The sequence below is a fragment of the Streptomyces sp. AM8-1-1 genome, assembly GCF_032229325.1.
GTDB lineage: Bacteria > Actinomycetota > Actinomycetes > Streptomycetales > Streptomycetaceae > Streptomyces > Streptomyces achmelvichensis.
In genome coordinates this window covers 1,156,798-1,181,929 of record NZ_CP135086.1, presented here as the reverse complement: position 1 = coordinate 1,181,929, position 25,132 = coordinate 1,156,798, and the positions used below count along the sequence as shown (strand labels likewise).

The 25,132-nt window shown below is 70.4% G+C and carries 23 protein-coding genes, 2 tRNA genes and 1 pseudogene; 15 read left to right on the top strand and 11 right to left on the bottom strand.

The features are described 5' to 3' along the window. Nucleotides 1–54: 54 nt before the first annotated feature. Both RPQ07_RS05315 and RPQ07_RS05310 read right to left on the bottom strand, forming a co-directional pair. Nucleotides 55–1,242: a mandelate racemase/muconate lactonizing enzyme family protein gene (locus RPQ07_RS05315; protein ID WP_313942848.1), complete on the bottom strand. Its 1,188-nt coding sequence runs from the start codon at nt 1,240–1,242 to the stop codon at nt 55–57. Then, entirely contained in the window at nt 1,239–2,282 is a 1,044-nt protein-coding gene (locus RPQ07_RS05310; RefSeq protein WP_313948792.1) for a LacI family DNA-binding transcriptional regulator, read from the bottom strand. Before RPQ07_RS05310 ends, RPQ07_RS05315 begins: the two co-directional genes overlap by 4 nt. Nucleotides 2,283–2,468: 186 nt before the next feature. Here RPQ07_RS05310 and RPQ07_RS05305 point away from each other — a divergent pair, with 186 nt between their 5' ends. Genes RPQ07_RS05305 through RPQ07_RS05295 form a run of 3 tightly spaced genes read left to right on the top strand, consistent with a single transcriptional unit; the run spans nt 2,469 to nt 5,220 of the window. Beyond that, nucleotides 2,469–3,332, top strand: a complete 864-nt coding sequence (locus RPQ07_RS05305; protein ID WP_313942847.1) for an ABC transporter permease — start codon at nt 2,469–2,471, stop codon at nt 3,330–3,332. Nucleotides 3,333–3,367: 35 nt separating this feature from the next. After that, nucleotides 3,368–4,387 carry an ABC transporter substrate-binding protein gene (locus RPQ07_RS05300; protein ID WP_313942846.1) on the top strand — a complete coding sequence of 340 codons (1,020 nt, stop codon included), beginning with the start codon at nt 3,368–3,370 and terminating at the stop codon, nt 4,385–4,387. Beyond that, nucleotides 4,384–5,220: an ABC transporter ATP-binding protein gene (locus tag RPQ07_RS05295; RefSeq protein WP_413777702.1), complete on the top strand. Its 837-nt coding sequence runs from the start codon at nt 4,384–4,386 to the stop codon at nt 5,218–5,220. Before RPQ07_RS05300 ends, RPQ07_RS05295 begins: the two co-directional genes overlap by 4 nt. Nucleotides 5,221–5,337: 117 nt before the next feature. On the opposite strand, the gene RPQ07_RS05290 is transcribed toward RPQ07_RS05295, so the two are convergent. Both RPQ07_RS05290 and RPQ07_RS05285 read right to left on the bottom strand, forming a co-directional pair. Next, nucleotides 5,338–6,195 (bottom strand): sugar phosphate isomerase/epimerase, encoded by an 858-nt coding sequence (locus RPQ07_RS05290; RefSeq protein WP_313942845.1) that lies wholly within the window; start codon nt 6,193–6,195, stop codon nt 5,338–5,340. Nucleotides 6,196–6,223: 28 nt separating this feature from the next. Further along, nucleotides 6,224–9,697, bottom strand: coding sequence for a ThuA domain-containing protein (locus RPQ07_RS05285; protein WP_313942844.1), 3,474 nt, complete (start codon nt 9,695–9,697; stop codon nt 6,224–6,226). A 190-nt stretch (nt 9,698–9,887) separates the two neighbouring features. Between RPQ07_RS05285 and RPQ07_RS05280 the strand changes: the two genes are divergently transcribed. Beyond that, nucleotides 9,888–10,253, top strand: a complete 366-nt coding sequence (locus RPQ07_RS05280; protein WP_313942843.1) for an MmcQ/YjbR family DNA-binding protein — start codon at nt 9,888–9,890, stop codon at nt 10,251–10,253. Between the two features lie 38 nt (nt 10,254–10,291). On the opposite strand, the gene RPQ07_RS05275 is transcribed toward RPQ07_RS05280, so the two are convergent. Together RPQ07_RS05275 and RPQ07_RS05270 are read right to left on the bottom strand one after the other, a co-directional pair. Beyond that, nucleotides 10,292–11,197 carry a transketolase gene (locus RPQ07_RS05275; RefSeq protein WP_313942842.1) on the bottom strand — a complete coding sequence of 302 codons (906 nt, stop codon included), beginning with the start codon at nt 11,195–11,197 and terminating at the stop codon, nt 10,292–10,294. Between the two features lie 55 nt (nt 11,198–11,252). Next, on the bottom strand, nt 11,253–11,903 hold the full coding sequence (locus RPQ07_RS05270) for a transketolase (protein ID WP_313948790.1): 651 nt from the start codon (nt 11,901–11,903) through the stop codon (nt 11,253–11,255). A 338-nt stretch (nt 11,904–12,241) separates the two neighbouring features. On the opposite strand from RPQ07_RS05270, the gene RPQ07_RS05265 reads away from it, so the two are divergent. The 4 genes from RPQ07_RS05265 to RPQ07_RS05250 all read left to right on the top strand — a co-directional run bounded on the left by RPQ07_RS05265 (nt 12,242) and on the right by RPQ07_RS05250 (nt 15,356). Further along, a tRNA-Pro gene (locus RPQ07_RS05265) sits at nt 12,242–12,318 on the top strand. An 83-nt stretch (nt 12,319–12,401) separates the two neighbouring features. Further along, a complete protein-coding gene (locus tag RPQ07_RS05260; protein WP_313942841.1) occupies nt 12,402–13,160 on the top strand; it encodes a sulfite exporter TauE/SafE family protein in 759 nt (252 codons plus the stop codon). A gap of 146 nt (nt 13,161–13,306) precedes the next feature. After that, nucleotides 13,307–14,530 (top strand): cytochrome P450, encoded by a 1,224-nt coding sequence (locus tag RPQ07_RS05255; protein WP_313942840.1) that lies wholly within the window; start codon nt 13,307–13,309, stop codon nt 14,528–14,530. Nucleotides 14,531–14,594: 64 nt separating this feature from the next. Then, nucleotides 14,595–15,356 (top strand): cobalt-precorrin-6A reductase, encoded by a 762-nt coding sequence (locus RPQ07_RS05250; protein WP_313942839.1) that lies wholly within the window; start codon nt 14,595–14,597, stop codon nt 15,354–15,356. Here RPQ07_RS05250 and cobF read toward each other — a convergent pair. Further along, nucleotides 15,325–16,080, bottom strand: a complete 756-nt coding sequence (gene cobF, locus RPQ07_RS05245) for a precorrin-6A synthase (deacetylating) (RefSeq protein WP_313942838.1) — start codon at nt 16,078–16,080, stop codon at nt 15,325–15,327. The two genes, RPQ07_RS05250 and cobF, sit on opposite strands and share 32 nt — an antisense overlap. Before the next feature lie 72 nt (nt 16,081–16,152). Here cobF and RPQ07_RS05240 point away from each other — a divergent pair, with 72 nt between their 5' ends. The 3 genes from RPQ07_RS05240 to RPQ07_RS05230 are packed head-to-tail and all read left to right on the top strand — an operon-like array spanning nt 16,153 to nt 18,907. After that, entirely contained in the window at nt 16,153–16,863 is a 711-nt protein-coding gene (locus RPQ07_RS05240; protein WP_313942837.1) for a (Fe-S)-binding protein, read from the top strand. Next, nucleotides 16,860–18,278, top strand: coding sequence for a LutB/LldF family L-lactate oxidation iron-sulfur protein (locus RPQ07_RS05235; RefSeq protein WP_313942836.1), 1,419 nt, complete (start codon nt 16,860–16,862; stop codon nt 18,276–18,278). The genes RPQ07_RS05240 and RPQ07_RS05235 overlap by 4 nt, the downstream gene beginning before the upstream one ends. Further along, complete coding sequence (locus RPQ07_RS05230) at nt 18,275–18,907, top strand: LutC/YkgG family protein (RefSeq protein WP_313942835.1); 633 nt, start codon at nt 18,275–18,277, stop codon at nt 18,905–18,907. Before RPQ07_RS05235 ends, RPQ07_RS05230 begins: the two co-directional genes overlap by 4 nt. Nucleotides 18,908–18,920: 13 nt before the next feature. Here RPQ07_RS05230 and RPQ07_RS05225 read toward each other — a convergent pair whose 3' ends face one another. Next, entirely contained in the window at nt 18,921–19,388 is a 468-nt protein-coding gene (locus tag RPQ07_RS05225; protein WP_313942834.1) for a DUF309 domain-containing protein, read from the bottom strand. 125 nt (nt 19,389–19,513) lie between these two features. Between RPQ07_RS05225 and RPQ07_RS05220 the strand changes: the two genes are divergently transcribed. After that, nucleotides 19,514–19,590, top strand: a tRNA-Pro gene (locus RPQ07_RS05220). 118 nt (nt 19,591–19,708) lie between these two features. On the opposite strand, the pseudogene RPQ07_RS05215 reads toward RPQ07_RS05220, so the two are convergent. After that, a pseudogene (locus RPQ07_RS05215) lies at nt 19,709–20,013 on the bottom strand (thiamine pyrophosphate-requiring protein); the annotation flags it as partial. A 2-nt stretch (nt 20,014–20,015) separates the two neighbouring features. Next, entirely contained in the window at nt 20,016–21,200 is a 1,185-nt protein-coding gene (locus RPQ07_RS05210; RefSeq protein WP_313942833.1) for a zinc-dependent alcohol dehydrogenase, read from the bottom strand. A 398-nt stretch (nt 21,201–21,598) separates the two neighbouring features. Here RPQ07_RS05210 and RPQ07_RS05205 point away from each other — a divergent pair, with 398 nt between their 5' ends. From RPQ07_RS05205 to RPQ07_RS05195, 3 genes are all read left to right on the top strand, one after another. After that, the gene (locus RPQ07_RS05205) at nt 21,599–22,561 is read left to right on the top strand and encodes a TIGR03557 family F420-dependent LLM class oxidoreductase (RefSeq protein ID WP_313942832.1); all 963 of its coding nucleotides are present in this window, start codon (nt 21,599–21,601) and stop codon (nt 22,559–22,561) included. A 13-nt stretch (nt 22,562–22,574) separates the two neighbouring features. After that, a complete protein-coding gene (locus RPQ07_RS05200) occupies nt 22,575–24,107 on the top strand; it encodes an FAD-dependent oxidoreductase (protein ID WP_313942831.1) in 1,533 nt (510 codons plus the stop codon). A 140-nt stretch (nt 24,108–24,247) separates the two neighbouring features. Then, nucleotides 24,248–24,436, top strand: coding sequence for a CsbD family protein (locus RPQ07_RS05195; protein WP_313942830.1), 189 nt, complete (start codon nt 24,248–24,250; stop codon nt 24,434–24,436). Nucleotides 24,437–24,559: 123 nt separating this feature from the next. On the opposite strand, the gene RPQ07_RS05190 is transcribed toward RPQ07_RS05195, so the two are convergent. After that, nucleotides 24,560–24,892 carry a DUF3140 domain-containing protein gene (locus RPQ07_RS05190; protein WP_313942829.1) on the bottom strand — a complete coding sequence of 111 codons (333 nt, stop codon included), beginning with the start codon at nt 24,890–24,892 and terminating at the stop codon, nt 24,560–24,562. Between the last annotated feature and the right edge of the window lie 240 nt (nt 24,893–25,132).

The window sequence follows — 25,132 nt, the reverse complement described above, 5'->3', positions numbered from 1 at the left end:
GCACCGGCGTATTCGGCCTGACAGGGCCCCGCTACGCGCGACGCCCGCCCCGGGTTACGCCCGGCGCTCCAGTACGTCGACGGCCAGCTCGCGCACCACCGCCTCTTCGACCTCGACGCCGAGACCCGGCGCGTCGGGAACACGGGCCACGCCCTTCTCCACCCGTACGGTCTCACCCGCGTACGGCGAATCGATGAACTGCCGCCCGTTCAGGTCGACCGGGGTGTCGATGCCGTACGCCGAGAACAGATGGAGCGACGCGGCCAGCCCCAGATCCGAGTCGGTGAGCCCCGACCCCATCAGCCGCACCCCGCAGTCCTCGGCGAGCGAACACAGTCGGCGCGACAGGGTGAGTCCGCCGCTGCGCTGCACCTTGGCGATCGCCACGTCGACGGCTTCCAGGCGTACGAAGGTCGCCAGATCGGTCGGGTGGCGCAGGCTCTCGTCGAGGGCCACCGGCACGGGGGAGTGCTCGCGCAGCCGGCGAAGCCCTGCGATGTCGTTGGCGGGCAGCGGCTGTTCGAAGGCGGTGATGCCGATCTCGTCCAGCCGCCGGGCCATGCGCAGTGCGGCATCCACCGTGTACGCCTGATTCGCGTCCACCCACACCGGGGCGCCCGGCGCGTGGTCGCGCACAGCGGCCACCACGGCGGCGTCCGTGTCCTCGTCATGGAGCCCGATCTTGACCTTGAACGCACGGTGGCCTGCGTCCGATCCCTCCGCCACGCTGTCGCCGACCTCGGCGGGGGACTGTCCGGACACGATCCACCCGAGCTCGATCGTCTCCGACCGGCGCTGTCCCCACAGCACGCCGAGCGGTACGCCGGCGGCCCGCCCCAGCAGGTCGTGCAGGGCGGTGTCGACCGCGCTCTTGGCGAGGGGGGCCCCGATGGTGAAGCCGCGGTTGATCGCCCGATCGAAGGCGCGGTCGACGGCGTCGAGATTCCAGACCGGAGTGCCGATGACGGCCGGTGCGAGATAGCGGTCGATGGTGGTGACGATGGACTCGGCCGTCTCGTAGGTCCAGGCAGGCAGCGGCGTGGCCTCGCCCCAGCCGTGCGCCCCGTCCGCGGTCACCTTCACCAGCACCCGTATCGAGGGCTGTCCGGCGACGGCGACGGCCCCGCCCGAGACGCCGAAGGAACGGCGGGTCGGCAGCGCGACCGCGAAGGTCTCGACACGGTCGATCGTGGCCTGCACGGGGGAGGTGCTCCGTTCGGTCAGCGGGCTGTGCGCGGTCATCGACGAGTCCTTTCCGCAAGGGAATCGGGGGGAGGTGGCGCGGCGCTGGCCCGCAGGACGACCTCGCCGCCGGCCCGCACCACACGTGAGCGCGGTCCGCGTGGCTCCCGCAGGGCCAGGGCCATGACCTGCTGCCCCATCGCGGCGAGCGGCAGGGCGACGGTGGTCAGGGGCGGTGAGAGCTCCCGTACGAGCGGGATGTCGTCGAAGCCCGCCAGGGAGATGTCCTCGGGGACCCGTACGCCCTCCTCCCGGAAGGCGGCGAGTGCCCCGACCGCCATCACGTCGGTGACGGCGAAGACGCAGGTCGGCCGGGTGGGCCGGGTCAACAGCTCGCGTGCGGCCGCGTATCCCCCGTCGCGGGTGAACGGGCCCTCCACGACGCGCTCCTGGGGCAGCGTGACACCGGCCCCGGCAAGGCCGTCACGGAAGCCCGCCAGCCGGTCGGAGACGGTGGTCAGTTCCGGCGGGCCGCTGAGCACGGCGAACTCCCGGTGCCCGAGGCCCAGCAGAGCACGCGCCAGGGCCGCCGCGCCGGCGCGGTTCTCGGGCAGCACGGCGTCCACCCGCAGGCTGCGGTGCCGGCTCACCACCGCGACCCGGCCGCCGGCGCGGACGTACGGTTCGAGTTCGGCGGCGAGGGCCCGCTCCCAGGCGCGGTCCTGGAAGCCCGAGCCGATGAGCAGGATCGCGCGGGCCCGCTGTGCGCGGAGCGTGGAGACGTACGCGATCTCGCGCTCGGGTTCCCGGAAGGTGCTGGCGAGCATGACGAGGAGGTCCTGCTCGGCGGCCGCGCGCATCACTCCGGCGGCGATCGCGGCGAAGTACGGGTCGCCGACGTCGTGGCAGATCAGTCCGACCGTGTTGTTGGAGGCGCTGGCGAGCGCCTGGGCATGGGCGTTGGGTATGTAGCCGAGCAGATCCGCGGCCGCGCGGACCCGCCGGCGCAGGTCCTCCCGGACCCGTGTGGTCCCGTTGAGCGCGCGGGAGGCCGTGGCCAGGGAGACCCCGGCCTGCCGCGCGACGACGTCGAGCGTCACATGGACGGGTGTTGCTTGCCGTTCACTCACCGCACCCCCCGAAACTTCGGGACGACCTATTGACCGTGCGTACAGGCAGTCATTAGCGTGGCGACACCTTACCAGAAAGCGCTTTCTGAAAGCGTTTTCCGCAGATGTCAGTCCACAGCTCTTCTTAGCCGCTCCGGAGACCGGAGGAGTTGACCCGTGAGCCAGAGCGTCATCAACGCAACACCCGAGAAAGTGGCGGGAGTTGCCCAGCGGAACAAGCCGGGAACGGGGGAGCGGATCACTCGCGCCCTGGACCGGAGCTGGCGCCCCGTGGCGCTGCTGCTGGTCTGCTTCGGCGCGTGGTGGGTGATCGCCGCGGCCGAACTGGTCGAGCCCTACCTCGTCCCCTCGCCCGGCGCGACGCTCGACGTCCTGACCGGCAAGACCGACTACCTCTGGCAGCACACCTGGGTGACCACCTACGAGACGCTGCTCGGCTTCCTGATCGCCGTCGTCGTCGGCGTCGCCGCCGCGGTGATCATGGTCTACTCGACGACCGTCGAGAAGACGCTCTATCCGATCCTGCTCTTCGCCCAGGTCGTTCCCAAGATCGCCATCGCGCCGCTGTTCGTCGTCTGGCTCGGCTTCGGCATCGCCCCGAAGATCCTGATCGCCGTGCTGATCGCCTTCTTCCCCGTCGTCATCTCGATGGTGACCGGGCTCAAGGCGGTCGACCCGGAGATGCTCCAGCTGTCGTCCACCATGGGCGCGAACTCCTGGCAGACCTTCGTCAAGATCCGGTTCCCCGCCTCCCTCCCGCACCTCTTCTCCGGCCTCAAGGTCGCGGTCACGCTCGCCGTCACCGGCGCCGTCGTCGGCGAGTTCGTCGGTGCCAACGAGGGACTCGGCTACGTCATCCTCCAGGCCAACGGCAACCTCGACACCCCGATGCTCTTCGCGGGACTGCTCGTGATGTCGCTGATCGGCGTGATCCTCTTCGTCCTCGTCGAGATCGCCGAGAAGTTCCTGCTCCCGTGGCACGCCAGCCGCCGGGACTCCGGTGCCACCACCGCCTACTGATCCCGCACGACCCACGCTGACGAGAAGGACCAGCCATGACTGCGCGCAGAGTTCTGATCGGCCTCGTTCCGCTGCTCCTGGTCGCCACGGCCTGCGGTGAGGACGGCTCGGACAAGAGCACCAGTGACTCGGGCAAGGAGCTCGACAAGGTCACCCTGACCCTCAACTGGTATCCGTACGGCGAGCATGCGCCGTTCTACTACGGCAAGCAGCAGAAGATCTTCGAGAAGCACGGCATCGACCTCACCATCCGGGCCGGACAGGGTTCCCAGAAGACCGTCCAGGCCACCGGCGCCGGCCAGACCGACTTCGGCTGGGCGGACACCCCCGCGGTGCTCTCCGGCGTCGACTCCGGCGTCAAGGTCAAGAGCCTCGGCGTCTTCCTCCAGACCACACCGTCCTCCGTGCAGTTCTTCGCGTCGCAGGGCATCAAGGCCCCCGCCGACCTCAAGGGCAAGACGATCGCGGGCACCGCGGGCGACGCGCTGTCGAAGACGTTCCCGATCTTCCTGAAGAAGAACAACCTCCAGGAGTCGGACGTCAAGGTCCAGAACACCGACCCGGCGGGCAAGATCGCCGCGGTGATCTCCGGCAAGACGGACGGGCTGCTCGGCTACGCCAGCGACCAGGGCCCCACCATGCAGAACAAGGCCAAGAAGCCCGTCGCGTATCTGCGCTTCTCCGAGAACGGCCTCAACTTCTACTCCAACGGCCTCATCACCGGGCAGCGTTTCCTGACCACCAAGAAGGACGTGGCCGCCCGCATGGCCAAGGCGGTCAGCGAGTCCTTCGCCGCGGCGGAGAAGGCACCCGCCCCGGCCGTCGGCGCGATGGACGGCGCGAGCGAGCAACTCCCGCCCAAGGAGGTGCTGTCGGAGCAGTTCAAGACGACCCTGACCCTGCTGCACACCCAGGCGACCCAGGGCAAGGCACCGGGCGTCAACACCGATGCCGACTGGCAGCAGACGATCGACGTCTTTTCCGAGGCCGGCCTGGTCAAGAGCCCCAAGGCCGTGGCGGAGTACTGGGACAGCGCCACGGCAATGAAGGGATGACGATGGCGAGAGAGACGACGGTGCGGGAGCCCGCAGTGCAGCTGGACAAGGACGAGCGGCAGACGGCGGCGGTCGGTCTGGCCGACGTGGCCGTGCGCTTCCGCACCAAGAACCGGGACGTCACCGCGCTGGAGGGCGTCTCCCTCGATGTCGCCCCCGGCGAGTTCGTCGCCATCGTCGGTCCCTCGGGTTGCGGGAAGTCCACCCTGCTCAAGCTGGTCGCCGGTCTGCTGAAGCCGTCTGCCGGCGATGTCCGGCTGGCGGGCGAGCAGGTGCGCGGCCCGCGCCACGACATCGGGTACGTCTTCCAGCGCGCGGCCCTCCTGGAGTGGCGCTCCGCCCGCCGCAACATCCTGCTCCAGGCCGAGATGCGCAGGATGCCGGGCACGACCGCCCGGCGGCGCGTCGACGAGCTGATCGCCATGACCGGCCTCGGCGGCTTCGAGGACGCCTATCCGCACGAGCTCTCCGGCGGTATGCAGCAGCGGGTGGCGCTGTGCCGCGCGCTGCTGCACGAACCGCCGGTGCTGCTGATGGACGAGCCGTTCGGAGCGCTCGACGCACTGACCCGCGAGCAGATGAACGTGGAACTCAACCGGATCTGGCGGGAGACGGGCACCACCGTGCTGCTCGTCACCCACTCCATCTCGGAAGCCTGCTACCTGGCCGACCGGGTGGTGGTGATGAGCCCGCGGCCCGGCACCATCACCGAGATCATCGAGGTGGGGCTGCCGGCCGAGCGCAACTACAGCGACACGATGGGGCGTCCGGAGTTCCGGGAGGCCACCAGTCACATCCGCCATCTGCTCGGTGCGGCCTCCGCCGCGGACTGACGGACGGAGCGCACGGCGCCTCGCGTGGGTCCGCGGACCGGCGCACGGATCAACGCCACTGGGCCTCGCACCCCGACGAAGGGGTGCGAGGCCCAGTGGCGTGCCGGCCTGCCGCCGTCAGTACCTCAGCCGGGAGAGGTACCGGTAGCTGTTCAGGGCCGTGGCGAACGGGTCGGCCGGTGAGTCGTGCTCGACCAGCCACTGCCGTACGCCGCCGCTGTCCGCCGTCCCGAACATCGAGCGGAAGTCGAGGACGCCGGAACCGACGTCGGCGAAGTCGCCGTTCGGAGCCATGTCCTTGACGTGCAGCGCGGGGAAGCGCCGGCGGTGGCGCACGAACAGCGACCGTGGGTCGGCGCCGCCCTTGGCCGCCCAGTACACATCGAGCTCGAATCCGACCAGGTGCGGGTCGGTCTCCTCCAGCAGGATGTCGTACAGGTTCTCGCCCTCGACGACCTCGTGGTCCAGGCCGTGGTTGTGGAACAGGAGCGGACCGAGTCCGGCCTCGCGGGCCGCGAGCCCGGCCTTGTTGAACTCCCGTGCCGCTTCCCGGAATCCCGCCGGGGTGTGCATGGCGCCGGGCAGGCTCGGGACGACGATCCACCGGGCGCCGAGGGTGTGGATGTCCTCCAGGGCCTGCGGCAGACCGCTGCCGCGGACAATGTCGTACCCCACGTGCTCGAGCACCGCCTTCAGACGGGTCTCGTCCAGCATGGTCCGGATCGCGGCCGCGGTGTTGCCGTGCCGGCCGCTCACACCGACCGTCGCGTAACCGATGTCCGCGAGCCGGGCGAGGGTGCCCTTGAAGTCCGTCGCCAGCGGGGTGCGCATCGTGTACAGGTGCATGCCGAGGCCGGACGGCGGTATGCGCCGCCGGCACCGGCCCGTCTCGGCGGCCTGGGCGGGCGTGCCCAGGGCGGTCGCCGCGGCCGCGCCCAGAGCGGTTCCGAGGAAGGCGCGTCGGGTGCCGTTCATGTCAGCTCCTCTCATCTCTGCTCCTGCCTCAACTCACGGTGACGCGGGCGAAAGCACTGGTGGTGTCGCCCTCGTTGTCGGTGACGGTCAGATGTGCGGTGTACGTACCGGGCCTGGTGTAGCTGTGCGTGGCCGTCGCGCCCTCGGGGTCGGTGGGCTTGGTGTTGTCACCGAAGTCCCAGTGGTACGAGGCGATGGTGCGGCCCGCGAGAGGTTTCACGGTGCTCGTCAGCTGGACGGCGAGGGGCGCGGTGCCGGTGGCCGGAGCCGCCTGCACGGTGACCTTGGTCCCCGGGTGCTTCTCGACGCCGCGTCCGTTGAAGTGCAGCCAGTCCACGGCGAACAGGTCCGGTTTGTCGGCGCTCCACTGCGGGTTGGAGAAGACCGCGTACAGCGGCGCGCTGATCCCCGCGAACTTCAGGGGTGTCGTGGGTGAGACGACATTGCCCCAGTCGCCGGTGTTGGGCACGTTCACGCTGCCGAGGAGGGAGCCGGTGGGTGATCCGGAACGGAACTCGACCGTACCGCCGAGTCCGCCCGAGGCCGCGCCGACCGTCACCGAGTCGATCCCCTTGAGGTGCACGGGATCGAAGCGGATCCAGTCGCCGTCCTCGATCTCGGTCAGCCGCTTGCCGCCGGAGGCGTCCGTGCGGCTCGCCACCACCGCACCGCCGTGGGCGCCGCCGGTGGAGGTGTGGTGCTCCGCCTCGCGCAGGGCGGGGCGCAGGGTGAGCGAGGTGGAACCCGTGAGCGCCGGTGCGCCCGGTGCTCCCTTGTCCTCGTACTGGGCGGTGATGCCGTAGTAGAGGTTCTGGCCGGGCCCGTGGCTGTCACCGGCGTCCGTCCGGATCTCACCGGCGCAGCCGGTGTAGTTGTCCAGCGGATGCAGATGCGAGTCGTGGCCGAGCTGCGACTGGACGACCACCCGCGAGCAGTCGATCTCTCCGTCCTCGCGGTCCGTGACCTTGACCTTGAACGGGATCGTGTCGCCGAAGCTGAACATCCCGCCGTTCGGGGGCTGTTGAATGGTCACCTCGGGCCGGGAGTTGCCGACGGTGATGTCGGTGACCGCGAGGCCGCTGAGCTTCCCGGGAGTGGTGACCGTCAGCCGGGCGGTGAAACGGCCCTTGGTCCGGTAGACGTGGGTGGGGTTGGCCGTCGTCGAGTCGGTGGTGCCGTTCCCGTCGAAGTCCCAGGCGTACGTCACGGGTGTGCCGTTCGGCAGACCCGATCCCGCGCTGGAGAACTTCACCGTCAGCGGTGCCTTCCCGCTGTCGGGCGTGGCCGTCACCTTGGCGTCCGGCAGCCGGTCGTCACCGACGTAGTCGATGCGGTAGATGCCCGAGCCCTCGTTGCTGCCGCCGCGGCCGGTGCCGCTGCCGAGACCGAAGTCGATGACGTAGAGCGCTCCGTCGGGCCCGAAGTCGGCGTCGAAGGGCTGGTTCCACTTCATGTCGCCGAAGATCCCGTTGATGGAGTGCAGATCACCGGCCTTCGCCGGGGCGAAGCGCGGATCGGTGAACGTCTGGTCCTTCTGCTGGAACGAGAACGCCTTGAACCAGATGCGGGTGAGCTCGTAGTTGAGCCACTTCCCGTCGAAGTACTCCGGGAACTTGGTGCGATAGGTGTTCGCCGGATCGTAGTCGTAGACCGGACCGCTCATCGGCCCGCCGCCACCGGTTCCCAGCTCGGGGAATTCGGGCGATGCGGAGTAGGCGTACCAGACGGTGGCCGGCTGGGCCGGTGGCAGCTGCGTGAGCCCGGTGTTGTTGGGGGAGTCGTTGACCGGGGCGGAGCAGTCGAACTTCGGACCCGGCGTCTTGGTCGTGAAGTCGTAGTCGTTGAAGGGGGTGTTGTTGCCGATGCAGTACGGCCAGCCGAAGTTTCCGGCCTTGGTGATCCGGGTGTACTCGACCGTCCCCTCGGGCCCGCGGTCCGCCTTGGCCTCACGGGCGTCGGGACCGTAGTCCGCGACCATCAGCGCACCGCTCTGCGGATCGGTGGTGATCCGGAACGGGTTGCGCATACCCATCGCGTAGACCTCGGGACGTGTCTTGTCCGTACCCGGCGCGAAGAGGTTGCCCTCCGGGATGCTGTACGTCCCGTCGTCCTTCGGCGTGATGCGCAGGACCTTGCCGCGCAGGTCGTTGGTGTTGCCCGAGGTGCCCTGGGCGTCCCAGGCGCGGCGGCCCTCACCCTCGTCGATGGGCGTGAAGCCGTCGGAGGCGAAGGGGTCGGTGTTGTCCCCGGTCGCGATGTAGAGCTCGCCGTGCTTGTCGAAGGCGATCGAGCCGGCCATGTGGGAGTTGGCCCGGCCTTCGCCCCGCAGGGTGGGGATGGCGAGCAGCCGCTTCTCGGAGGCGGGGTCGATCGTGTTGCCCGTGACGGTGAACCGCGACAGATTGATCCGCTTCTCGGTCTTGTCGGAGTTCAGGAGATACAGCCAGTGGTTCTCGGCGAAGCCGGGGTCCAGGGCCAGGCCGAGGAGACCGTCGGACTGGCTCGTCATCTCCGGGGTGTAGGCGAAGTCCAGTGCGGTGGTGACCTTGAGCGTCTGCTGGTCGATCACCTTGACCTTGCCGGTGCGCTGGATGAAGAACACCCGGCGGTCGGGCGCGACGGCCAGTTCGAAGGGGTCGGCCAGATCGCTGGTGGCGAGCGGCGTGCGCTGGAAGGCACCTGTCTTGCCCGCGGTGCAGTCACCGGGCTTGTCGCCCGCGGCCCACTGGATGCCGCCGAGCAGATGCTTGAGGAAGGCGGCCTCGTCGAAGGCGGCCTTGTCGTGCCCGCCGGCGGTGAACCAGGAGCGGCCGCCGTCGTAGTTCTGGCACCAGGACCACGGATGGTCGACGCCCTCGTCGAGCCCGGTGATGCCGTCGCGCACCTTGATCTGCGCGAGCGTGTGGACCTTGCCGGTGGGGTTGGTGCGCCAGTTGTACCACTCCTCCGAGCGCTCCCAGAGTTCCGGGAGACCCTTGGTGGAGGGGTGCGCCTGGTCGAGAACCTTGACCCGCCCGGTCTGGACGGCGGGGTGCTTGTCGAAGATGGCGCCGACGAGACCCTCGTACCAGGTCCAGTCGCGCTCGCTGGCCGAGGCCGCGTGCAGACCGACCCAGCCGCCACCGCCGCGGACGTACTTCTGGAGCGCGGCACGCTGCGCGGCATCCAGCAGATCCCCGGACTCCGGCGTGGAGTTGGTGTTGTTGAAGACGATCGCCTGGAAGCGCGCGAGGTTCGCGTCGGTGAAGGCGGCGGCGTCGTCGGTGGCCTCGACCTCGAAGCCGTTCTCACTGCCCAGCTTCTTGACGGCCTCGATCCCGGCGGGGATGGAGTCATGGGTGAAGTTGGTGACCTTGGAGAAGACCAGGACCCGGTAGGCCGCGGCCGCTTCGGCCCGCGGGGGCGAGGCCAGGCCGAGCCCGACGACGAGCGCGAGAAGTGCGGTGACGACGGTGGAATGGAAGAGGATTCTCCGGCGGAGCCGTGTGCGATGCCTGCTCATTGCGCTCCCGGTGGCTGGTGTGCGGACCGTGAATTAGAAAGCGCTTTCTAGATACGTCGCACAGCGTAGGTTCCGGCCTCACAGGGGGTCAATGGGTCGGGAGCGGCCCGTGTGGGGCGATCGGGCCTCAGTGCAGGGGGAGTTGGGCCGCCGCGAGGCGAGTGTCGGTGCGGCGTCGTACGGTCGTCCCATGGCGACCGCCGACGACGTACGCAGAATCGCGCTCTCCCTGCCGGGGGCGCTGGAGAAGCTCTCCTGGGGCCTGCCCACGTTCCGTGTGGACAAGGGCAAGCTGTTCGCCTCGCTGAACGACGAGGACAAGGTGCTGGGGGTGAAGTGCCCGAGGGAGGACCGCGAGGAGCTGATCGCCGCCGAGCCCGAGAAGTTCTTCATCCGGGTCGGCCACGACGACCAGTGGCCCTGGCTGCGCGTGCGGTTGGCGGCGCTGGAGGACGAGGAGGAACTCCGTGCGATCCTCCTCGACTCCTGGCGCCAGGCCGCTCCGAAGAAGCTGCTGGCCGCGCACCCCGCTCTGTCGGTGCCGGAAGAGCGCTGAAGGCCGGCATCCGACCGGCCGAGGGAGACGGCCGAGGGCTACCGCCCGCGTCCGAGGAAGCCGCTGATCCGCTCGCGCAGCCCCTGCGCGTCGAGGCCCTGCGCTGCCAGATGCTCGTCCAGGGAGCCGTAGCGGCGCAGTTCCTCGCGGGAGACGCCGAGGCCGAGGACCCGGTGCGGCAGCTCCGCGAGGGCGTCATTGGCGGCGGTGGTCGATGTGCCCGCGAGATAGGGCTCGACGAGCACGGCGTCCGCCGCCCGCGCACCGGACACCGCCGCGCGCAGCGCCTCGCCGTCGAAGGGCCGCACCGTGGTGGCGTAGAGCACGGTCACATCGAGACCCTCCGTGGCGGCGAGGACGTTGTCCAGCATCGGGCCGACCGCGACGACCACGCCGGCGGCCCCCTCGCGTACGCGGAGGAAGCGGGCGCCGTCGACATCGAGCCCCTGCGCGTTCGACTGGAGCGACAACCGGACGTACACCCGGTCGTCCCCCGCCGCCGCGTGCCGGATCAGCGACTCGGCCTCGTTCGGATGGCCGGGTACATGGACCGTCCAGCCCTCCAGGGTGTCGAGCAGCGCCACATCGCCCGGTGACATATGGGTGAAGCCGCCCGCCGGCCAGTCGTAGGACGCGCCGGCGCTCACCAGTACGCCGCCCACGTGCTGGTGGCCCAAGTCGAGCTTCACCTGCTCGAAGGGCCGCTCCACCAGGAAGCTCGCGAAGGTGTGCATGACCGGGCGCATTCCGGCGAGAGCCATGCCGCCGCCGACCCCGACCAGCAGCTGTTCCCTGATGCCCACGTTGATCACGCGGTCCGGGTGCCTGCGGTGCGCCCCGTCGAAGCCGTCCCTGCTGATCTCGGCGAGCACGACGGCGAGCCGCGCGTCCTCGTCCAGCAGGCGGCTCGTGGTCGCGATGAACCTGTCACGCATCGTATCCATGATCAGAATCCCCTCGTGGTGTGTCCGTGTGCGGTGGTCCGGGCGCTGCGCTGGTTCAGGCGTTCTTGGGCTCGACGCGGGCGACGACGGCCCGCGGCCGCCCCGGATGCGGGGCGATGTACGCGGCGTGCAGCGCCTCGTGGTCCCGGCCGTCGACGGTCTGCGCCGACCAGCCGGCGGCCTCGAACCGGGAGGCGATGCCGCCGGGCCAGCCGTGGGTGGCGGAGGAGTTGTCGATCACGAGCGTGTGCAGCCGCTCCAGACCGGCGGGCCCCGCGTAGGCGATGGCCTCGTGGTTGCTGCCCTCGTCGAGCTCGGCATCCCCGATCAGGACCCATACGTGCGGATCGGTGAGGCCGCGGGCCCGCAGCCCGAGCGCGGTGCCGACGGCGAGGGGCAGCCCGTGCCCGAGTGAGCCGCTGCCGATCTCGGCCCCGGGCACCAGCGTCCGGTCGGGGTGATGCCCGAGAGGTGAGTCGTACGAGCCGAAGCCGGGCAGCCACGCCTCGGGGAAGAAGCCCTTGGCGGCGAGGACCGCGTAGTACGCCATCGGGCCGTGCCCCTTGGAGAGGAGGAACCGGTCGCGGCCGGGTGCGTCGGCGGTGGCGGGCGAGACACGCAGGACGCGGTCGTAGAGCACCCACAGGGCGTCGAGCGTGGACGTCGCCGCGGGTCCGTGCTTCTCGTCGCCGGTCATCAGGGCCATCAGTCGATGGAGATCCGATGTGTCGAGGTCGGGCGCTCCGAGGTCCGATGCGTCGAGGTCCGATGCGTCGAGGTGCGGCGCGACGAGTCCGGGTGCGTCGAGATCCCGTGCTGCCCGCCCGGGCGCTGCGTCGGCGTCCGATGAGATCGCTGTGCGCGTGGTCGATGTCGTCGTCATGAGGACCACCGTGCAACCTCAGCTTTGGTTGAGGTCAAGCGCTTCTGTGGGCCGGTCCGGTATGCGCCGTCCGTGCGGAAAGCGGTTCGTGACCACCCGGGGAAGTGCGGTATTGTTCTCATGCGCGTTCGGCCGGGGGAAACCCCAGGTCAGACGGGCACCGGGACGTGGCGCAGCTTGGTAGCGCACTTGACTGGGGGTCAAGGGGTCGCAGGTTCAAATCCTGTCGTCCCGACCAGCGACTTCGCAGGTCGGAGGCCGTATCGGAATCATCCGGTACGGCCTTTTCGGTTTTCCGTGGCCGTACCATCGGTTCCTGGCATGGACATCACTGTGAGCTGGGGACTGGTCGCGCTCGCCGCCGCGGCCGCGCTGGTCGGTTTCTCCAAGACGGCGGTCAGCGGGGCGAACACCGTCAGCCTGGCGGTCTTCGCCGCCGTACTCCCCGCCCGCGAGTCGACGGGCGTCCTCCTCCCCATCCTGATCGCCGGCGACGTGGTCGCGGTGCTCACCTATCGGCGCCATGCGCACTGGCCGACGCTGCTGCGGCTGTTCCCGGCGGTCGCCGCGGGCGTCGTCGTCGGCACCGTGTTCCTGTTCTGGGCCGACGACCAGGTCGTGCGTACCTCGATCGGGGCGATTCTGCTGCTGATGGCCGGCGTCACCGCACTGCGCCGCCGCTCGGGAGGGGATGAGGAGCCGTCGTCGTCGGAGAGCCGGCGGCGGGGCCGGCTGAAGGCGCGTTCGTACGGGGTACTCAGCGGGTTCACCACCATGGTCGCCAACGCGGGCGGTCCGGTCATGTCCCTGTATCTGCTCTCCGCGGGCTTCCGGAAGCTGGGTTTCCTGGGCACGTCCGCGTGGTTCTTCCTGATCGTCAACGTGTCCAAGGTGCCGTTCAGCGTGGGTCTCGGGCTCATCGACCGGACCTCGCTCCTGCTGGACGCGGTCCTCGTCCTGTTCGTCCTGCCGGGAGCGATGCTCGGGAAATGGTGCGCGGACCGCATCGACCAGGTGCTCTTCGAACGGCTGGTCATCGCGGCAACCGTGCTGGGCGGTCTCCAACTGCTGCTGTTCTGACAGCCGTTCGTGCGCATGCTCCGATGACCGTCCGAGAACGGCACCCTCGCCGGCGGGCGTACTTTCCGCCACCTCCGCGCGGGTGCACCATGGCCGGACCGACCGGTGGCCGGCCGCCGGTCCTTCTGCCGCCCCGGAGGCGCCGCGTGGCCAGAGCCGATCACGCCAGGCTCGACGACCTGTACCGCGACCCCTATCCGCTGTACGAGCGAGCCCGCCGGGGCGAGGGCCTGACCTTCGTCCCCGAGGTCGACGCCTGGCTGGTCGCGCGGGACGAGGACGTACGGGAGGTCCTGCGCAGACCGGAGGACTTCTCCTCGCGGCGGGCCCTCCTGCCCGACGTGCTGCCCTCACCGCCGGCCCTGGAGATCCTCGGCCGGGGGTTCGGCGGCCGCCCCACCGTGGTGTCCAGCGACGGGGAGGCCCATCAGCGCCACCGGGCTCCGCTCAGCAGGGGGATGTCGGCCGCGCGGGTCGCCGCCCTGGTGCCGTTCGCCGTCGAGCGCGCCGGGACGCTCGTCGACAGCTTCGCGGCGGACGGGCGATTCGAACTGATGGAGACGTACGCCCGGCAGTTGCCCGGCCAGGTCGTCGGACGGCTGATCGGCCTCGACCCGGTGGACGTACCGGCCGTCGTGTACGGCGGCCACCGCGCCGAGCAACTCCTGTTCCGCCCACTCGGACCGGACGAACAGATCAGCGCCGCCCAGGACATCGTCGCCCTGCAGAGACTCCTGGACGGCTATGTGCGCGACCGGCGCGAGAACCCCCGCGACGACCTCTGCTCCGACATGGCCGCGGCGCTCGCGCCCGGTGACGGCGAACTCACCCTCGACCAGCGCCACGAACTCGTCTCCGAACTCCAGAACTTTCTGATCGCCGGACATCTCACCACCACCGCGCTGATCGGCACGACCTTCCTGCATCTTCTGAGCGACCGCCGCCAGTGGGAACTGCTCTGCGCGGAACCCGAGTTGATCCCGGCCGCGGTCGAGGAGGCCGCGCGCTACGACAGCGCCGTGCAGGCTTTCCGGCGGGTCACCACGCGGCCCGTCACCGTCGCCGGGACCGAGCTGCCCGAGGGAGCCACGCTGCTCGTGGCGTACGGATCGGCCAACCGGGACGAACGGCGGTACGAGCGGGCGGACGTCTTCGACATCACCCGCCCACTCTCGCGGCAGCACCTGGCCTTCGGGCACGGGCCGCACGGCTGCCCCGGCTCCCGCCTCGCCCGTGAACAACTGCGGCTCACCCTGGAGCTGTTCACGCGCCGTATGCCCGGGCTGCGCATCGACGAGGACCGGCCGGCGCCGGTGATGCTCCCCACGCTGATCCACCGCTCACCGGAAGCCCTGCACCTCGTCCACTGAACGGCCGGGGCTCCCCGGGGCCCTCGGTCGGGCCGGCGAGCCGCGGCGACGTAGCCTCGGGGCCATGACCGGCACGCACATCCTGATCCTCGGCGGCACGGCCGAGGCGCGGCAGCTCGCCACCGAGCTCGCCGTGCCCGGCGGCGCCCGGGTCACCACCTCGCTCGCCGGGCGGGTGGCACGGCCGCGGTTGCCGGCCGGTGACGTGCGCATCGGCGGATTCGGCGGCGCCGAGGGACTGGCCGCCTGGCTGCGGGCCGAGCGCGTGGACGCCGTCGTGGACGCCACCCATCCGTTCGCGGACGTGATCAGCACCCATGCCGCCCGGGCCGCTGCGCTCAGCGGCATCCCGCTCGTCGCCCTGCGCAGGCCCGGCTGGCACTCCGGCCCCGGGGACCGGTGGCACGACGCGCTCTCCCTCGACGACGCCGCGGCGCAGTTGCCGGCCCTGGGGCAGCGGATCTTCCTCACCACCGGACGGCTCGGGCTCGCCGCCTTCGCCGGCCTCGCCGAACTGCACTTCCTCGTACGGTCCGTGGAGCTCCCCGAACCGCCCCTGCCACCGCACACCGAGACGGTCCTGGCCCGGGGCCCGTTCACCGTCGACGGCGAGCTGGACCTGATGCGGACCCACCGCATCGACGTGCTGGTCACCAAGGACAGCGGGGGACCGGCCACGGCGGCCAAGCTCGAAGCGGCCCGGTCGCTGGGGCTGCCGGTCGTCGTGGTCCGCCGGCCGCCCGTGCCCGAAGGAGTGCCGGCCGCCGAGGACGTACCCGCAGTGCTCGCGCTGCTCAGCCGCGCCGCAGCAGATAGGTGTCCATGATCCAGCCCTTGCGGGCGCGCGCCGCCGCCCGCAGTTCCTCGATGCGGTCCGACACCTCCGACAGCCGGCCCGACACCAGGATCTCGTCCTCGGTGCCCACGTACGCGCCCCAGTAGATGTACAGGTCCTGGTCCAGATGGCGGGTGAACGCCTGCCGGGCGTCGAGCATCACCACCACGTCGTCCACCCCCTCCGGCCAGCCCTCGGCGAGCCGTCGGCCGGTGGTGATCTGCACCGGGCGCGCGACCCGGTTCAGGCCGGTGCGATGCCGGGCGAGCAGGGCGGAGACGCTGCTGATGCCGGGAACGACCTCGTGGTCGAAGACGACCGCGCCGCGTTCCAGGATCTCCTCCAGGATGCCGAGCGTGGAGTCGTACAGTGCCGGATCGCCCCAGACGAGGAAGGCCCCGCACTCGTCGTCGGCCAGTTCCTCGGCGATGAACCGCTCGTAGAGATCGGCGCGGCGGCGGCGCCAGTCGTCGACGGCGGGGGAGTAGTCCGATGTCTGACGGTCCCGCTCCGGATCGCGGGCCTCGACGAGCCGGTATCCGGGGTCGTCGATGTGCGCGTCGAGAATGTCCCGGCGCAGCCGGGTCAGATCCGCCTTGTCCTCACCCTTGTCGAGGATGAAGAAGGCATCCGCCTTGTTCAGCGCCTTGACGGCCTGGAGCGTCAGATGGTCGGGGTCGCCCGCCCCGATGCCGATCACATAGATCTTCCTCACCCCGCCGAGTCTGCCCCATCCGGCTGATCGCGGGACCTACCGGGGTCCGCGGTCGCGGCATATCCTCCGACCATGCGTGTCGCACTCTTCGTCACCTGCGTCAACGACGCGATGTTTCCGGCCACCGGCATCGCGACCACGCGGCTCCTGGAACGGCTCGGAGTGGAGGTGGACTTCCCGGCCGGGCAGACCTGTTGCGGACAGCCCCAGTTCAACACCGGGTACCGCCGCGAGACTCGGCCCCTGGTCGAGCGGACGGCCCGGGTCTTCGAGGAGTACGAGTACGTCGTCACCCCGTCCGGGTCGTGCGCGGCGATGGTGCGCGACCACTATCCGGAGTTCGGGGAGACGGGTCTGCCGTCGCGGACGTACGAACTGACGGAGTTCCTGGTCGACGTCCTCGGGGTCACCGACGTCGGAGCGTACTTCCCGCACACCGTGACCTATCACCCCTCCTGCCACGGCCTGCGCCTGCTGCGGCTCGGGGACAGACCCCGCAGGCTCCTCGAAGCGGTCAAGGGCCTGGAGCTGCGCGAGCTCCCCGGCGCCGAGGAGTGCTGCGGCTTCGGCGGCACCTTCGCCGTCAAGAACCCCGATGTCTCCGCCGCCATGGGTCAGGACAAGGTCCGCAACGCCGTCGCCACCCGGGCCTCCGTCCTGTGCGGCGCGGACAACTCCTGTCTGATGCACATCGGCGGCATCATCCGCCGCCAGGACGAGCCCCTGCGGGCGCTGCACATCGCCGAGATCCTCAGCGCGACGGAAGAGGAGCCCCACGTATGAGCGGGACGTATCTCGGTATGCCGTCCTTCCCCGCCGCCGCCAAGGAGGCGGTGCACGACTCGACCCTGCGGGCCAATCTGCGGCACGCCACCCACACCATCCGCGACAAGCGGGCCAAGGCCGTCGCGGAACTCGCCGACTGGTCGCTGCTGCGGGAGGCGGGCAAGCAGATCAAGGACCACACGCTCCGTCACCTGGACCGGTATCTGGTGCAGTTGGAGGAGCGGGTGACCGCGGCGGGCGGCGTCGTGCACTGGGCCGCCGACGCCGACGAGGCCAACCGCATCGTCGCGGATCTGGTCAAGGCCACCGGCGAACGGGAGGTCGTCAAGGTCAAGTCCATGGCGACGCAGGAGATCGGCCTCAACGAAGCACTGGAGGCCGAGGGCATCGCCGCGTACGAGACGGACCTGGCGGAGCTGATCGTGCAGCTCGGTGACGACCGGCCCTCCCACATCCTCGTCCCCGCCATCCATCGCAACCGCGGCGAGATCCGCGACATCTTCCGCAGCCGGATGGCGGACTGGGGGCGGGCGGCGCCCGACGGACTGTCCGACACCCCGGCCGAACTCGCGGAGGCGGCCCGGCTCCACCTCCGCGAGAAGTTCCTGCGCGCCAAGGTGGGCGTCTCCGGGGCCAACTTCATGGTCGCCGAGACCGGAACGCTCGTCGTCTTCGAATCCGAGGGCAACGGACGCATGTGTCTGACCCTGCCCGAGACCCTGATCTCCGTCGTCGGCATCGAGAAGGTCGTGCCCAGCTGGCAGGATCTCGAAGTCTTTCTCCAGACCCTGCCGCGCTCCTCGACGGCCGAGCGGATGAACCCCTACACGTCCATGTGGACCGGGACGGCGGACGCCGACGGGCCGCGGACCTTCCATCTGGTCCTGCTCGACAACGGCCGCACCGACACCCTCGCCGACGAGGTCGGCCGGCAGGCGCTGCGCTGCATCCGCTGCTCCGCCTGCCTGAACGTGTGCCCGGTGTACGAGCGCGCCGGCGGTCACGCCTACGGCTCGGTCTACCCCGGCCCCATCGGCGCCATCCTCAGCCCTCAACTGCGCGGCATCCAGAGCGACATCGACGCCTCCCTGCCGTACGCCTCCTCGCTCTGCGGCGCCTGCTACGAGGTCTGTCCCGTCGCCATCGACATCCCCGAAGTCCTTGTCCATCTGCGGGAGTCGGTCGCGCAGAAGGGCGGCAAGGGACACCGGCTGGAGAAGGCCGCCATCATGGCGGCGGGCTGGGTGCTCAACCACCCCGGCGCCCTCGCCGCCGGTGAACGTCTTGCTTCGAGGACCCGCAGATTCCATCCGGCGAAACCGCCGGGTGCCGGCGGATGGACCGCGAGCAGGGACCTGCCCGAAGTGCCCGCGGAATCCTTCCGCGACTGGTGGAAGAAGAACCGCGGATGACCTCCTCACGTGACCGCATCCTCGGGCGGATCCGAGCCGCCGTCGGCGACGCGCCCGACGTGCCGGAAGCCGCACGCGACTATCTCGCCACCCACACACCGGACGACCCGGCCCTCGTCCTGGACCTGCTGCACGAGAACCTCGCCGACTACCGGGCGATCGTGCACCGCAGTACGCCGGCGGCGCTGCCGGGACTGATCGGCGACCTGCTGGACGGGCACGGAGCACGGTCGGTCGCGGTGCCGGACGGCCTGCCCGAGGACTGGCTCGCGGCCACCGCAGCCGAACGGCGCAGCGACGACGGACCGCTCACGGCGTACGAACTCGACGCGACCGACGCGGTGGTCAGCGGATGCGCGCTGGCGATCGCCGAGACCGGCACGATCGTGCTCGACGCCGGCCCCGGACAGGGCCGCCGGGCACTCACCCTCGTCCCCGATCTGCACATCTGCGTCGTCCGCGTCCCCGAGCAGGTCGTCGCCTCGGTGCCGCAGGCGATGCCGCGCCTGGACCCGACCCGCCCGCTGACCTGGATCTCCGGTCCGTCCGCCACCAGCGACATCGAACTGGACCGCGTCGAGGGCGTCCACGGCCCCCGCACCCTGGAAGTCATCCTGCTCCAGGGGTGAGGCCCACCCGTCGCTAGAGCGCCAGCCGGGGAGCCTCGGCGACCGGGTCCACCGGGCCGTCGAGCCGCTCCGCCAGTTCACGCGCCCAGGCGGCGAGACCGGACACGTCGACGCCGTGCGGATCGCCGAATCCGACGATCCGGTCAGCGCCGCGCAGCAGCAGACGCGCACCACCCGTTCTGTTGCCGCGGGCGGCATGCGTCAGCCCCACCGCGAGCTGCGCCAGGCCCCGCCACAGCTCACGCTCCTCCTCGGGCCCGGACTTCCACGCGTCCTCGAACACCTCGTGCGCGTGGAACGGCTTGCCCGCGTCCAGCAGCCGCTGCGCCTCCGCCAACGTCTCCTCGGGGGAGCGCACGATCCCCTCGGGCTGCCGCTCCACACCGGGCGCGCCGTACGGCAACGGCCGCCCGAGCCCGTCGCGGGGCCGGGCGTTGCGTGCGCGCCCGTCGTCGTCTCGGTCCCTGCGTGATGCGTCCACGTTCCCGATTGTCCCTCCCGCCCCGCCGGACCTGCATCCGACCGTCCGGCCGGGCGTCCGCCGGTGCCGGAGAGTGGGGTAGTGTTTCTCCTGCGTGCCCGGCCGGGAACGGCGCAGGTACGCATCGGGACGTGGCGCAGCTTGGTAGCGCACTTGACTGGGGGTCAAGGGGTCGCAGGTTCAAATCCTGTCGTCCCGACCAGCGTTTACGCGGGTCAGAGGTCGTATCGGAACATCCGGTACGACCTTTTCGCGGTTCACCACCGCCCGCGACGAGTGCGATCGCCGGACGCCCGGGTGGGCGGACGCGGCGCCGATGCGTCCATGCCCAGCAGTGCCTCGGCGACGCCGGCGCAGAGCGTGTCGGCGTGCTCGACCCGCGCACGGGCGCTGCGCGCCCTGGCCCATGAGAACGGCGACCTTCTCACCCTCGTCGAGCAGGTCCGCCGCGCGGGTGATGTCGGCGTCGTCCGCACCGGCGCGTAGGGAGCCATGCCGAGCCCGGACGGGACCATCTTGAACTCGTGTGCGGGCGGGGTGTATTCGAGTTCCTGGACAGGTCGACCTCCTGCGGGTACGAGCCGCCCATGACGCTGCGGCTCGTCTGACCGGCGATGGCGACGACGGTCAGGGCTTCAGGAGCGTCTTGATCATTCCGTCCTGCTTCTGCTGGAACATCTCGTACGCCTTCGGCGCGTCCTCGAGCGGCATGGTGTGGGTCGCGAACCCCTCCACGCCCAGCAGGTCCTCGTCCGACAGCAGCGGCAGGATGTCGGGCACCCAGCGCCAGACGTTGGCCTGGCCCATGCGCAACTGGATCTGCTTGTCGAACATGGTCAGCAGCGGCAGGGGGTCGGCGGCGCCGCCGTACACACCGGAGATCGAGATGGTGCCGCCGCGCCGCACGATGTCGATCGCCGAGTAGAGGGCGTTGAGCCGGTCGATGCCCGCGCGCTCCATCACGCGTTCGGCGACGGCGTCGGGCAGCAGCCCGGTGACCCACTGAGCGGCCTTCACCACCGGCGCGCCGTGGGCCTCCATGCCCACCGCGTCGATGACGGCGTCGGTGCCCCGCCCGTCGGTCAGATCGCGGACGGCGTCGCCGAGGTTCTTGCCGTGCCGGCGCAGATCGAGCCCCTTCACGCCGTGGGCGGCCGCGCGGGTCAGCCGCTCCGGGACCAGGTCGACACCGATGACGAGTTCGGCGCCGCGGTGCCGGGCGATGCGTGCCGCCATCTCACCGATCGGTCCGAGGCCGAGGACGGTGACGGAACCGCCCTTCGGGATGCCGGCGTACTCGACGGCCTGCCAGGCGGTGGGCAGGACGTCGGACAGATAGACGAACCGCTCGTCGCCCGGGCCGTCGGGCACCTTGATCGGCAGCGTGTTGCCGAACGGAACCCTGAGGAACTCGGCCTGCCCGCCCGGCACCTGACCGTAGAGCTTGGTGTAGCCGAACAGGGAGGCACCGGTGCCCCGTTCGCGGTTCTGCGTGGTCTCGCACTGGGACTGGAGCCCCTGCCCGCACATGAAGCAGTCACCGCAGGAGATGTTGAACGGGATGACGACGCGGTCGCCGGCGGAGAGGGCGGAGACGTCCGCACCCACCTCCTCGACGACGCCCATGGCCTCGTGGCCGAGGATGTCGCCCGGGTCCAGGTAGGGGCCCATCACTTCGTACAGATGGAGGTCCGAGCCGCAGATCCCGGTGGAGGTGACTTTCACGATCACGTCCGTCGGTTCCTCGATCCGGGGGTCGGGCACGGTCTCCACCCGCACGTCCCGCTTCCCCTGCCAGGTCAGTGCTCGCATGCTGTCCTCCTCGTGTCGTGATCGGCTCGACCGGCGGTGATATCTCCCGAGTCCCCCGGATATCGGCTGATATCCCGGACCGAACCCGCCCGTCCCGGCAGTGCCGGGTTCGGCCCCGCTGCGGCGGTGGTCCTTCTCGCAGCAGCCGTCCTGCCGATGCCGGACCGGGACGCCCTGGGCGAGGGGCCGGCGCACCACGCCACGGACCACGGAGCGCACCTGGTGACCACCTCCTGCGGCCACGGACCGTGGGCGGCGCACTCCGGGCCGGTCACCGACCTGCGGGCGGCGGCCGGCGCACGGCGCCGAATGGGCACGTGTGTCGTTTGAGGGGCAGGTGAGCGGTTACTCGCCCAGCGTTCGATCCGGGTAACGGGGTACACCGTCGAAGGAGCGTCATGACCACCTACGGATACTTTCTCTCGTCCGAGGATTTCACCCCCGCAGAGCTGCTCGCGCAGGCCAGGGCCGCCGAACAGGCCGGCTTCGAGGCCCTGGCGATCTCGGACCACTTCCATCCGTGGAACGACGAGCAGGGGCAGAGCCCCTTCGTCTGGTCGATGATCGGCGCACTGTCCCAGGTCTCGTCACTCCCGGTGACCACCTTCGTGACCTGCCCGACGGTCCGGATGCATCCCGCGATCAACGCACAGGCGGCGGCCACCGCCGCCGTGCTCACCGAAGGGCGCTTCCGCTTCGGGATCGGCACCGGCGAGGCCCTCAACGAGCACATCTACGGCGACGCCTGGCCGGAGGCCGACCAGCGGATGGAGATGCTGGAGGAGGCCGTCCAGGTCATGAACCACCTCTTCACCGGCAAGCAGGTCTCGCACCACGGCAAGCACTACACCGTCGAGAACGCCCGCCTCTACACCGTCCCCGACCAGCCGCCGCCGCTCTATGTCTCCGGCTTCGGACCGCAGGCCGCCGCCCTCGCCGGACGCATCGCGGACGGACTCGTCACGATGATGCCGGACGAGAGCCTGGTGGAGCAGTTCCGCACGTCAGGCGGCGGGCAGAAGCCGGTGATCGGCGGGCTCAAGGTGTGCTGGGGCACCGACCGCGATCAGGCGGTCAAGACCGTGCACCGGCTCTGGCCGAACCAGTTCCTGCCCGGTGAACTCGCCCAGATCCTCCCCACCCCCAGGCACTTCGAACAGGCCAGTGAGCTGGTCACCGAGGACATGGTGCGGGACGGCGTGACCTGCGGTGATGACGTAGACGAGCATGTGAAGACCGTCGGGGCCTACGCGAAGGCCGGATTCGACGAGGTCTACGTCAACCAGATCGGACCCGAACAGCAGGGGTTCTTCGACTTCTACCGCACCAGCGTCCTGCCCCGGTTGCGGGACGCAGGCTGACACCGGAGGAATCATGGCCCTCGCCCACCGCCCGACCGTCGACGAGTCGTACTGGATGACCACGACCGCCGCCACGGACCATCCGCCCCTGCTGTCGCGGACGACGGCGGACGTGGCGGTGATCGGCGGTGGCATCGCCGGGCTCGTCACCGCCTGGGAGCTCCAGCGGGCCGGACTGGACGTCGTCGTCCTGGAGGCCGACCGGATCGCCGCGGGCGTCACCGGTTACACGACGGCCAAACTGACCTCCCTGCACGGACTGCACTACGCACAATTGGAGGCCAGGCACGGCGGCGAGAGCGCGGCGCTGTACGCGCTCTCGCAGCAGGACGCCGTCGAGCACGTGGCCGCGCTCTGTGCCGAGCTGGGTATCGACCCGGATCTGGAACGGGTTCCCGCCTACACCTTTGTGGAGGATCCGAAGCGGGTGGACGAGGTGCGCGCCGAGGCCGACACCGCGCGCAGGGCCGGTCTGGAGGCCACCTTCGTGACCGACACCGAACTGCCCTTCCCGGTGGCCGGAGCGGTACGGGTCGAGGGCCAACTGCAGTTCCATCCCCGCAAGTTCCTGCTGGGTCTCGCCGAACGGTTCGTCCGGGCCGGCGGCCGCATCCATGAGCGCACCCGGGTCACGGGCCTGCGGGACGGGCGGCGTTGTCACCTCACGACCGAGAGCGGTGCCACGGTCGACGCGAGCGACGCCGTCATCGCCACCCATTATCCGGTCTTCGACCGGACCCTGCTGTTCACCCGGCTCAAGCCCCGCCGTGAACTGGTCCTCGCGGCGCCCGTGCCCACGGCGGACGCGCCCGAGGGCATGTATCTGAGCCCGGAGTCGGGGACGCGGTCGCTGCGCAGCGCGCCGTACGACGAGAGCCGGCGGCTGGTCATCCTCACCGGCGAGTCGTTCGAGCCCGGCGCGGGCGGGGTGCGGGAGCGCTACGCCCGGCTGGAGGCCTGGGCGGGTGAGCGGATCGCGGGCTTCGCCGCCGCGGAGAAGACCTACCGGTGGGCAGCCCAGGACAACGACTCGCACGACCACCTGCCGTACGTCGGTCATGCGCATCCGGGTACGCAGCACCTCTATGTGGCCACCGGCTTCGGCGGCTGGGGGATGAGCAACGGGGTCATGGCGGGGCGGCTGTTGACCTCCCACATCGCCGGCGGACCGCGCCCGCCCTGGACGGAGCTGTACGACCCCCGCCGGCTGCCGGCCGTACGGGACACGGCCGAACTGGCCAAGTATCAGGCCGGGGTGGCGAAGCACTTCGTCGGAGACCGGCTCCACTCGAGCCATGTGGACTCGGTGGAGGAGGTCGCACCCGGCAGCGGGGCGGTGGTCCGCGTCGGCGGCAAGCACTGCGCGGTCTACCGCGACGCGTCGGGGGAGGTCCGGTCGCTGTCCGCGCGCTGCACCCACCTCGGCTGTCTGGTGCAGTTCAACGACGCCGAGCGGACCTGGGAGTGCCCGTGCCACGGCTCCCGCTTCGCCACGGACGGATCCGTCCTGCACGGCCCGGCGACCCGGCCTCTGGAAGAACTCTGACGACCGCGTGAAAGGCGCCCTGAGTGCTCTGACCAGGGACGATTGTAGCTACGTTCTGTGCCCGTTTGCGCACTGGGGGTGATGGGGTCAGTGTGAATATGTCGATACATCTCCTTGTGCGACGCACGAAAGGAAACGTCATGGGTAAGGCGAAGGCCAAGGGCAAGCAGGCCAAGGGCAAGGTCAAGGAAGTCGCCGGCAAGGCCATGGGCGACCGTGGCATGCAGGCCGAGGGCCGCGGCGAGCAGATGGCCGGCAAGGCTCACGAGCAGGTCGAGCGGACCGCCGAGCGGGCCGGCGAGCGCATGAAGCGGCCGTCGGGCCGCTGACGCGGCTCCCAACGGCATCGTGCCCCCGGAACGCGCATGACGTGCGTTCCGGGGGCACAGCTGTGCGAAATCGATGCTCCGCGCCGGCGTGGGGCCGGTTCGGTGACCGGGCCGGGCTGCCTCTCAGGGCTTGAGCGGATCATGTCCGAGAGTCATCAGGCCCTGCCGCCATCGCTCGTCACCGGAGCCGGATGCCCGCTCCTGCTGGTCCTCGATCTCCTCCACGACCCGCAGCATCAGCTGCACGTCCTCGTCGGTCAGATCGGCACGCCGCTTGTGCAGGAGGGCCACCACCTGGAGGCCGGTGGCCGCACCCGCCGACTCGGGCAGCGTCTCGGCCGTCTCGGCCGCTTCGCTGGTCCTGAGCCATGCGGTCAGCTCCTGGGACGTCATGTTCACCAGCTGGTGAAACTCCTCCCAGAGTGCCTGGCTTTCGAGGGGGTTCAGTTCGCCCATGACGTCACGGGTGACCGGTCTGCCGCACGTCAAACGCCTGTGCCGCACGACACACACGGAAGAGGGCGGCATAGCGGGCATCCGCCGAGGCCGTCTCCGCCCGGAGGGTGTGTCGGGACGCGGCCGAGCAGCCTCGCGACCTCAGGGGTCGAGCGGCCGCCCGCCAGGATGCCCGCGCGGCCTCGTGCCCGGCCGGCCACGCCGCGTCGCGCCCGGACCCCCGTGCTGCCGTCCCGCCCC

Coding starts and splice junctions, on each gene's coding strand:
- RPQ07_RS05315 (WP_313942848.1), bottom strand. CDS start 1,242: ATGACCGCGCACAGCCCGCTGACCGAACGGAGCACCTCCCCCGTGCAG.
- RPQ07_RS05300 (WP_313942846.1), top strand. CDS start 3,368: ATGACTGCGCGCAGAGTTCTGATCGGCCTCGTTCCGCTGCTCCTGGTC.
- RPQ07_RS05295 (WP_413777702.1), top strand. CDS start 4,384: ATGACGATGGCGAGAGAGACGACGGTGCGGGAGCCCGCAGTGCAGCTG.
- RPQ07_RS05290 (WP_313942845.1), bottom strand. CDS start 6,195: ATGAACGGCACCCGACGCGCCTTCCTCGGAACCGCTCTGGGCGCGGCC.
- RPQ07_RS05285 (WP_313942844.1), bottom strand. CDS start 9,697: ATGAGCAGGCATCGCACACGGCTCCGCCGGAGAATCCTCTTCCATTCC.
- RPQ07_RS05280 (WP_313942843.1), top strand. CDS start 9,888: ATGGCGACCGCCGACGACGTACGCAGAATCGCGCTCTCCCTGCCGGGG.
- RPQ07_RS05275 (WP_313942842.1), bottom strand. CDS start 11,197: ATGGATACGATGCGTGACAGGTTCATCGCGACCACGAGCCGCCTGCTG.
- RPQ07_RS05270 (WP_313948790.1), bottom strand. CDS start 11,903: ATGGCCCTGATGACCGGCGACGAGAAGCACGGACCCGCGGCGACGTCC.
- RPQ07_RS05260 (WP_313942841.1), top strand. CDS start 12,402: ATGGACATCACTGTGAGCTGGGGACTGGTCGCGCTCGCCGCCGCGGCC.
- RPQ07_RS05250 (WP_313942839.1), top strand. CDS start 14,595: ATGACCGGCACGCACATCCTGATCCTCGGCGGCACGGCCGAGGCGCGG.
- RPQ07_RS05240 (WP_313942837.1), top strand. CDS start 16,153: ATGCGTGTCGCACTCTTCGTCACCTGCGTCAACGACGCGATGTTTCCG.
- RPQ07_RS05235 (WP_313942836.1), top strand. CDS start 16,860: ATGAGCGGGACGTATCTCGGTATGCCGTCCTTCCCCGCCGCCGCCAAG.
- RPQ07_RS05230 (WP_313942835.1), top strand. CDS start 18,275: ATGACCTCCTCACGTGACCGCATCCTCGGGCGGATCCGAGCCGCCGTC.
- RPQ07_RS05210 (WP_313942833.1), bottom strand. CDS start 21,200: ATGCGAGCACTGACCTGGCAGGGGAAGCGGGACGTGCGGGTGGAGACC.
- RPQ07_RS05205 (WP_313942832.1), top strand. CDS start 21,599: ATGACCACCTACGGATACTTTCTCTCGTCCGAGGATTTCACCCCCGCA.
- RPQ07_RS05200 (WP_313942831.1), top strand. CDS start 22,575: ATGGCCCTCGCCCACCGCCCGACCGTCGACGAGTCGTACTGGATGACC.
- RPQ07_RS05195 (WP_313942830.1), top strand. CDS start 24,248: ATGGGTAAGGCGAAGGCCAAGGGCAAGCAGGCCAAGGGCAAGGTCAAG.
- RPQ07_RS05190 (WP_313942829.1), bottom strand. CDS start 24,892: ATGGGCGAACTGAACCCCCTCGAAAGCCAGGCACTCTGGGAGGAGTTT.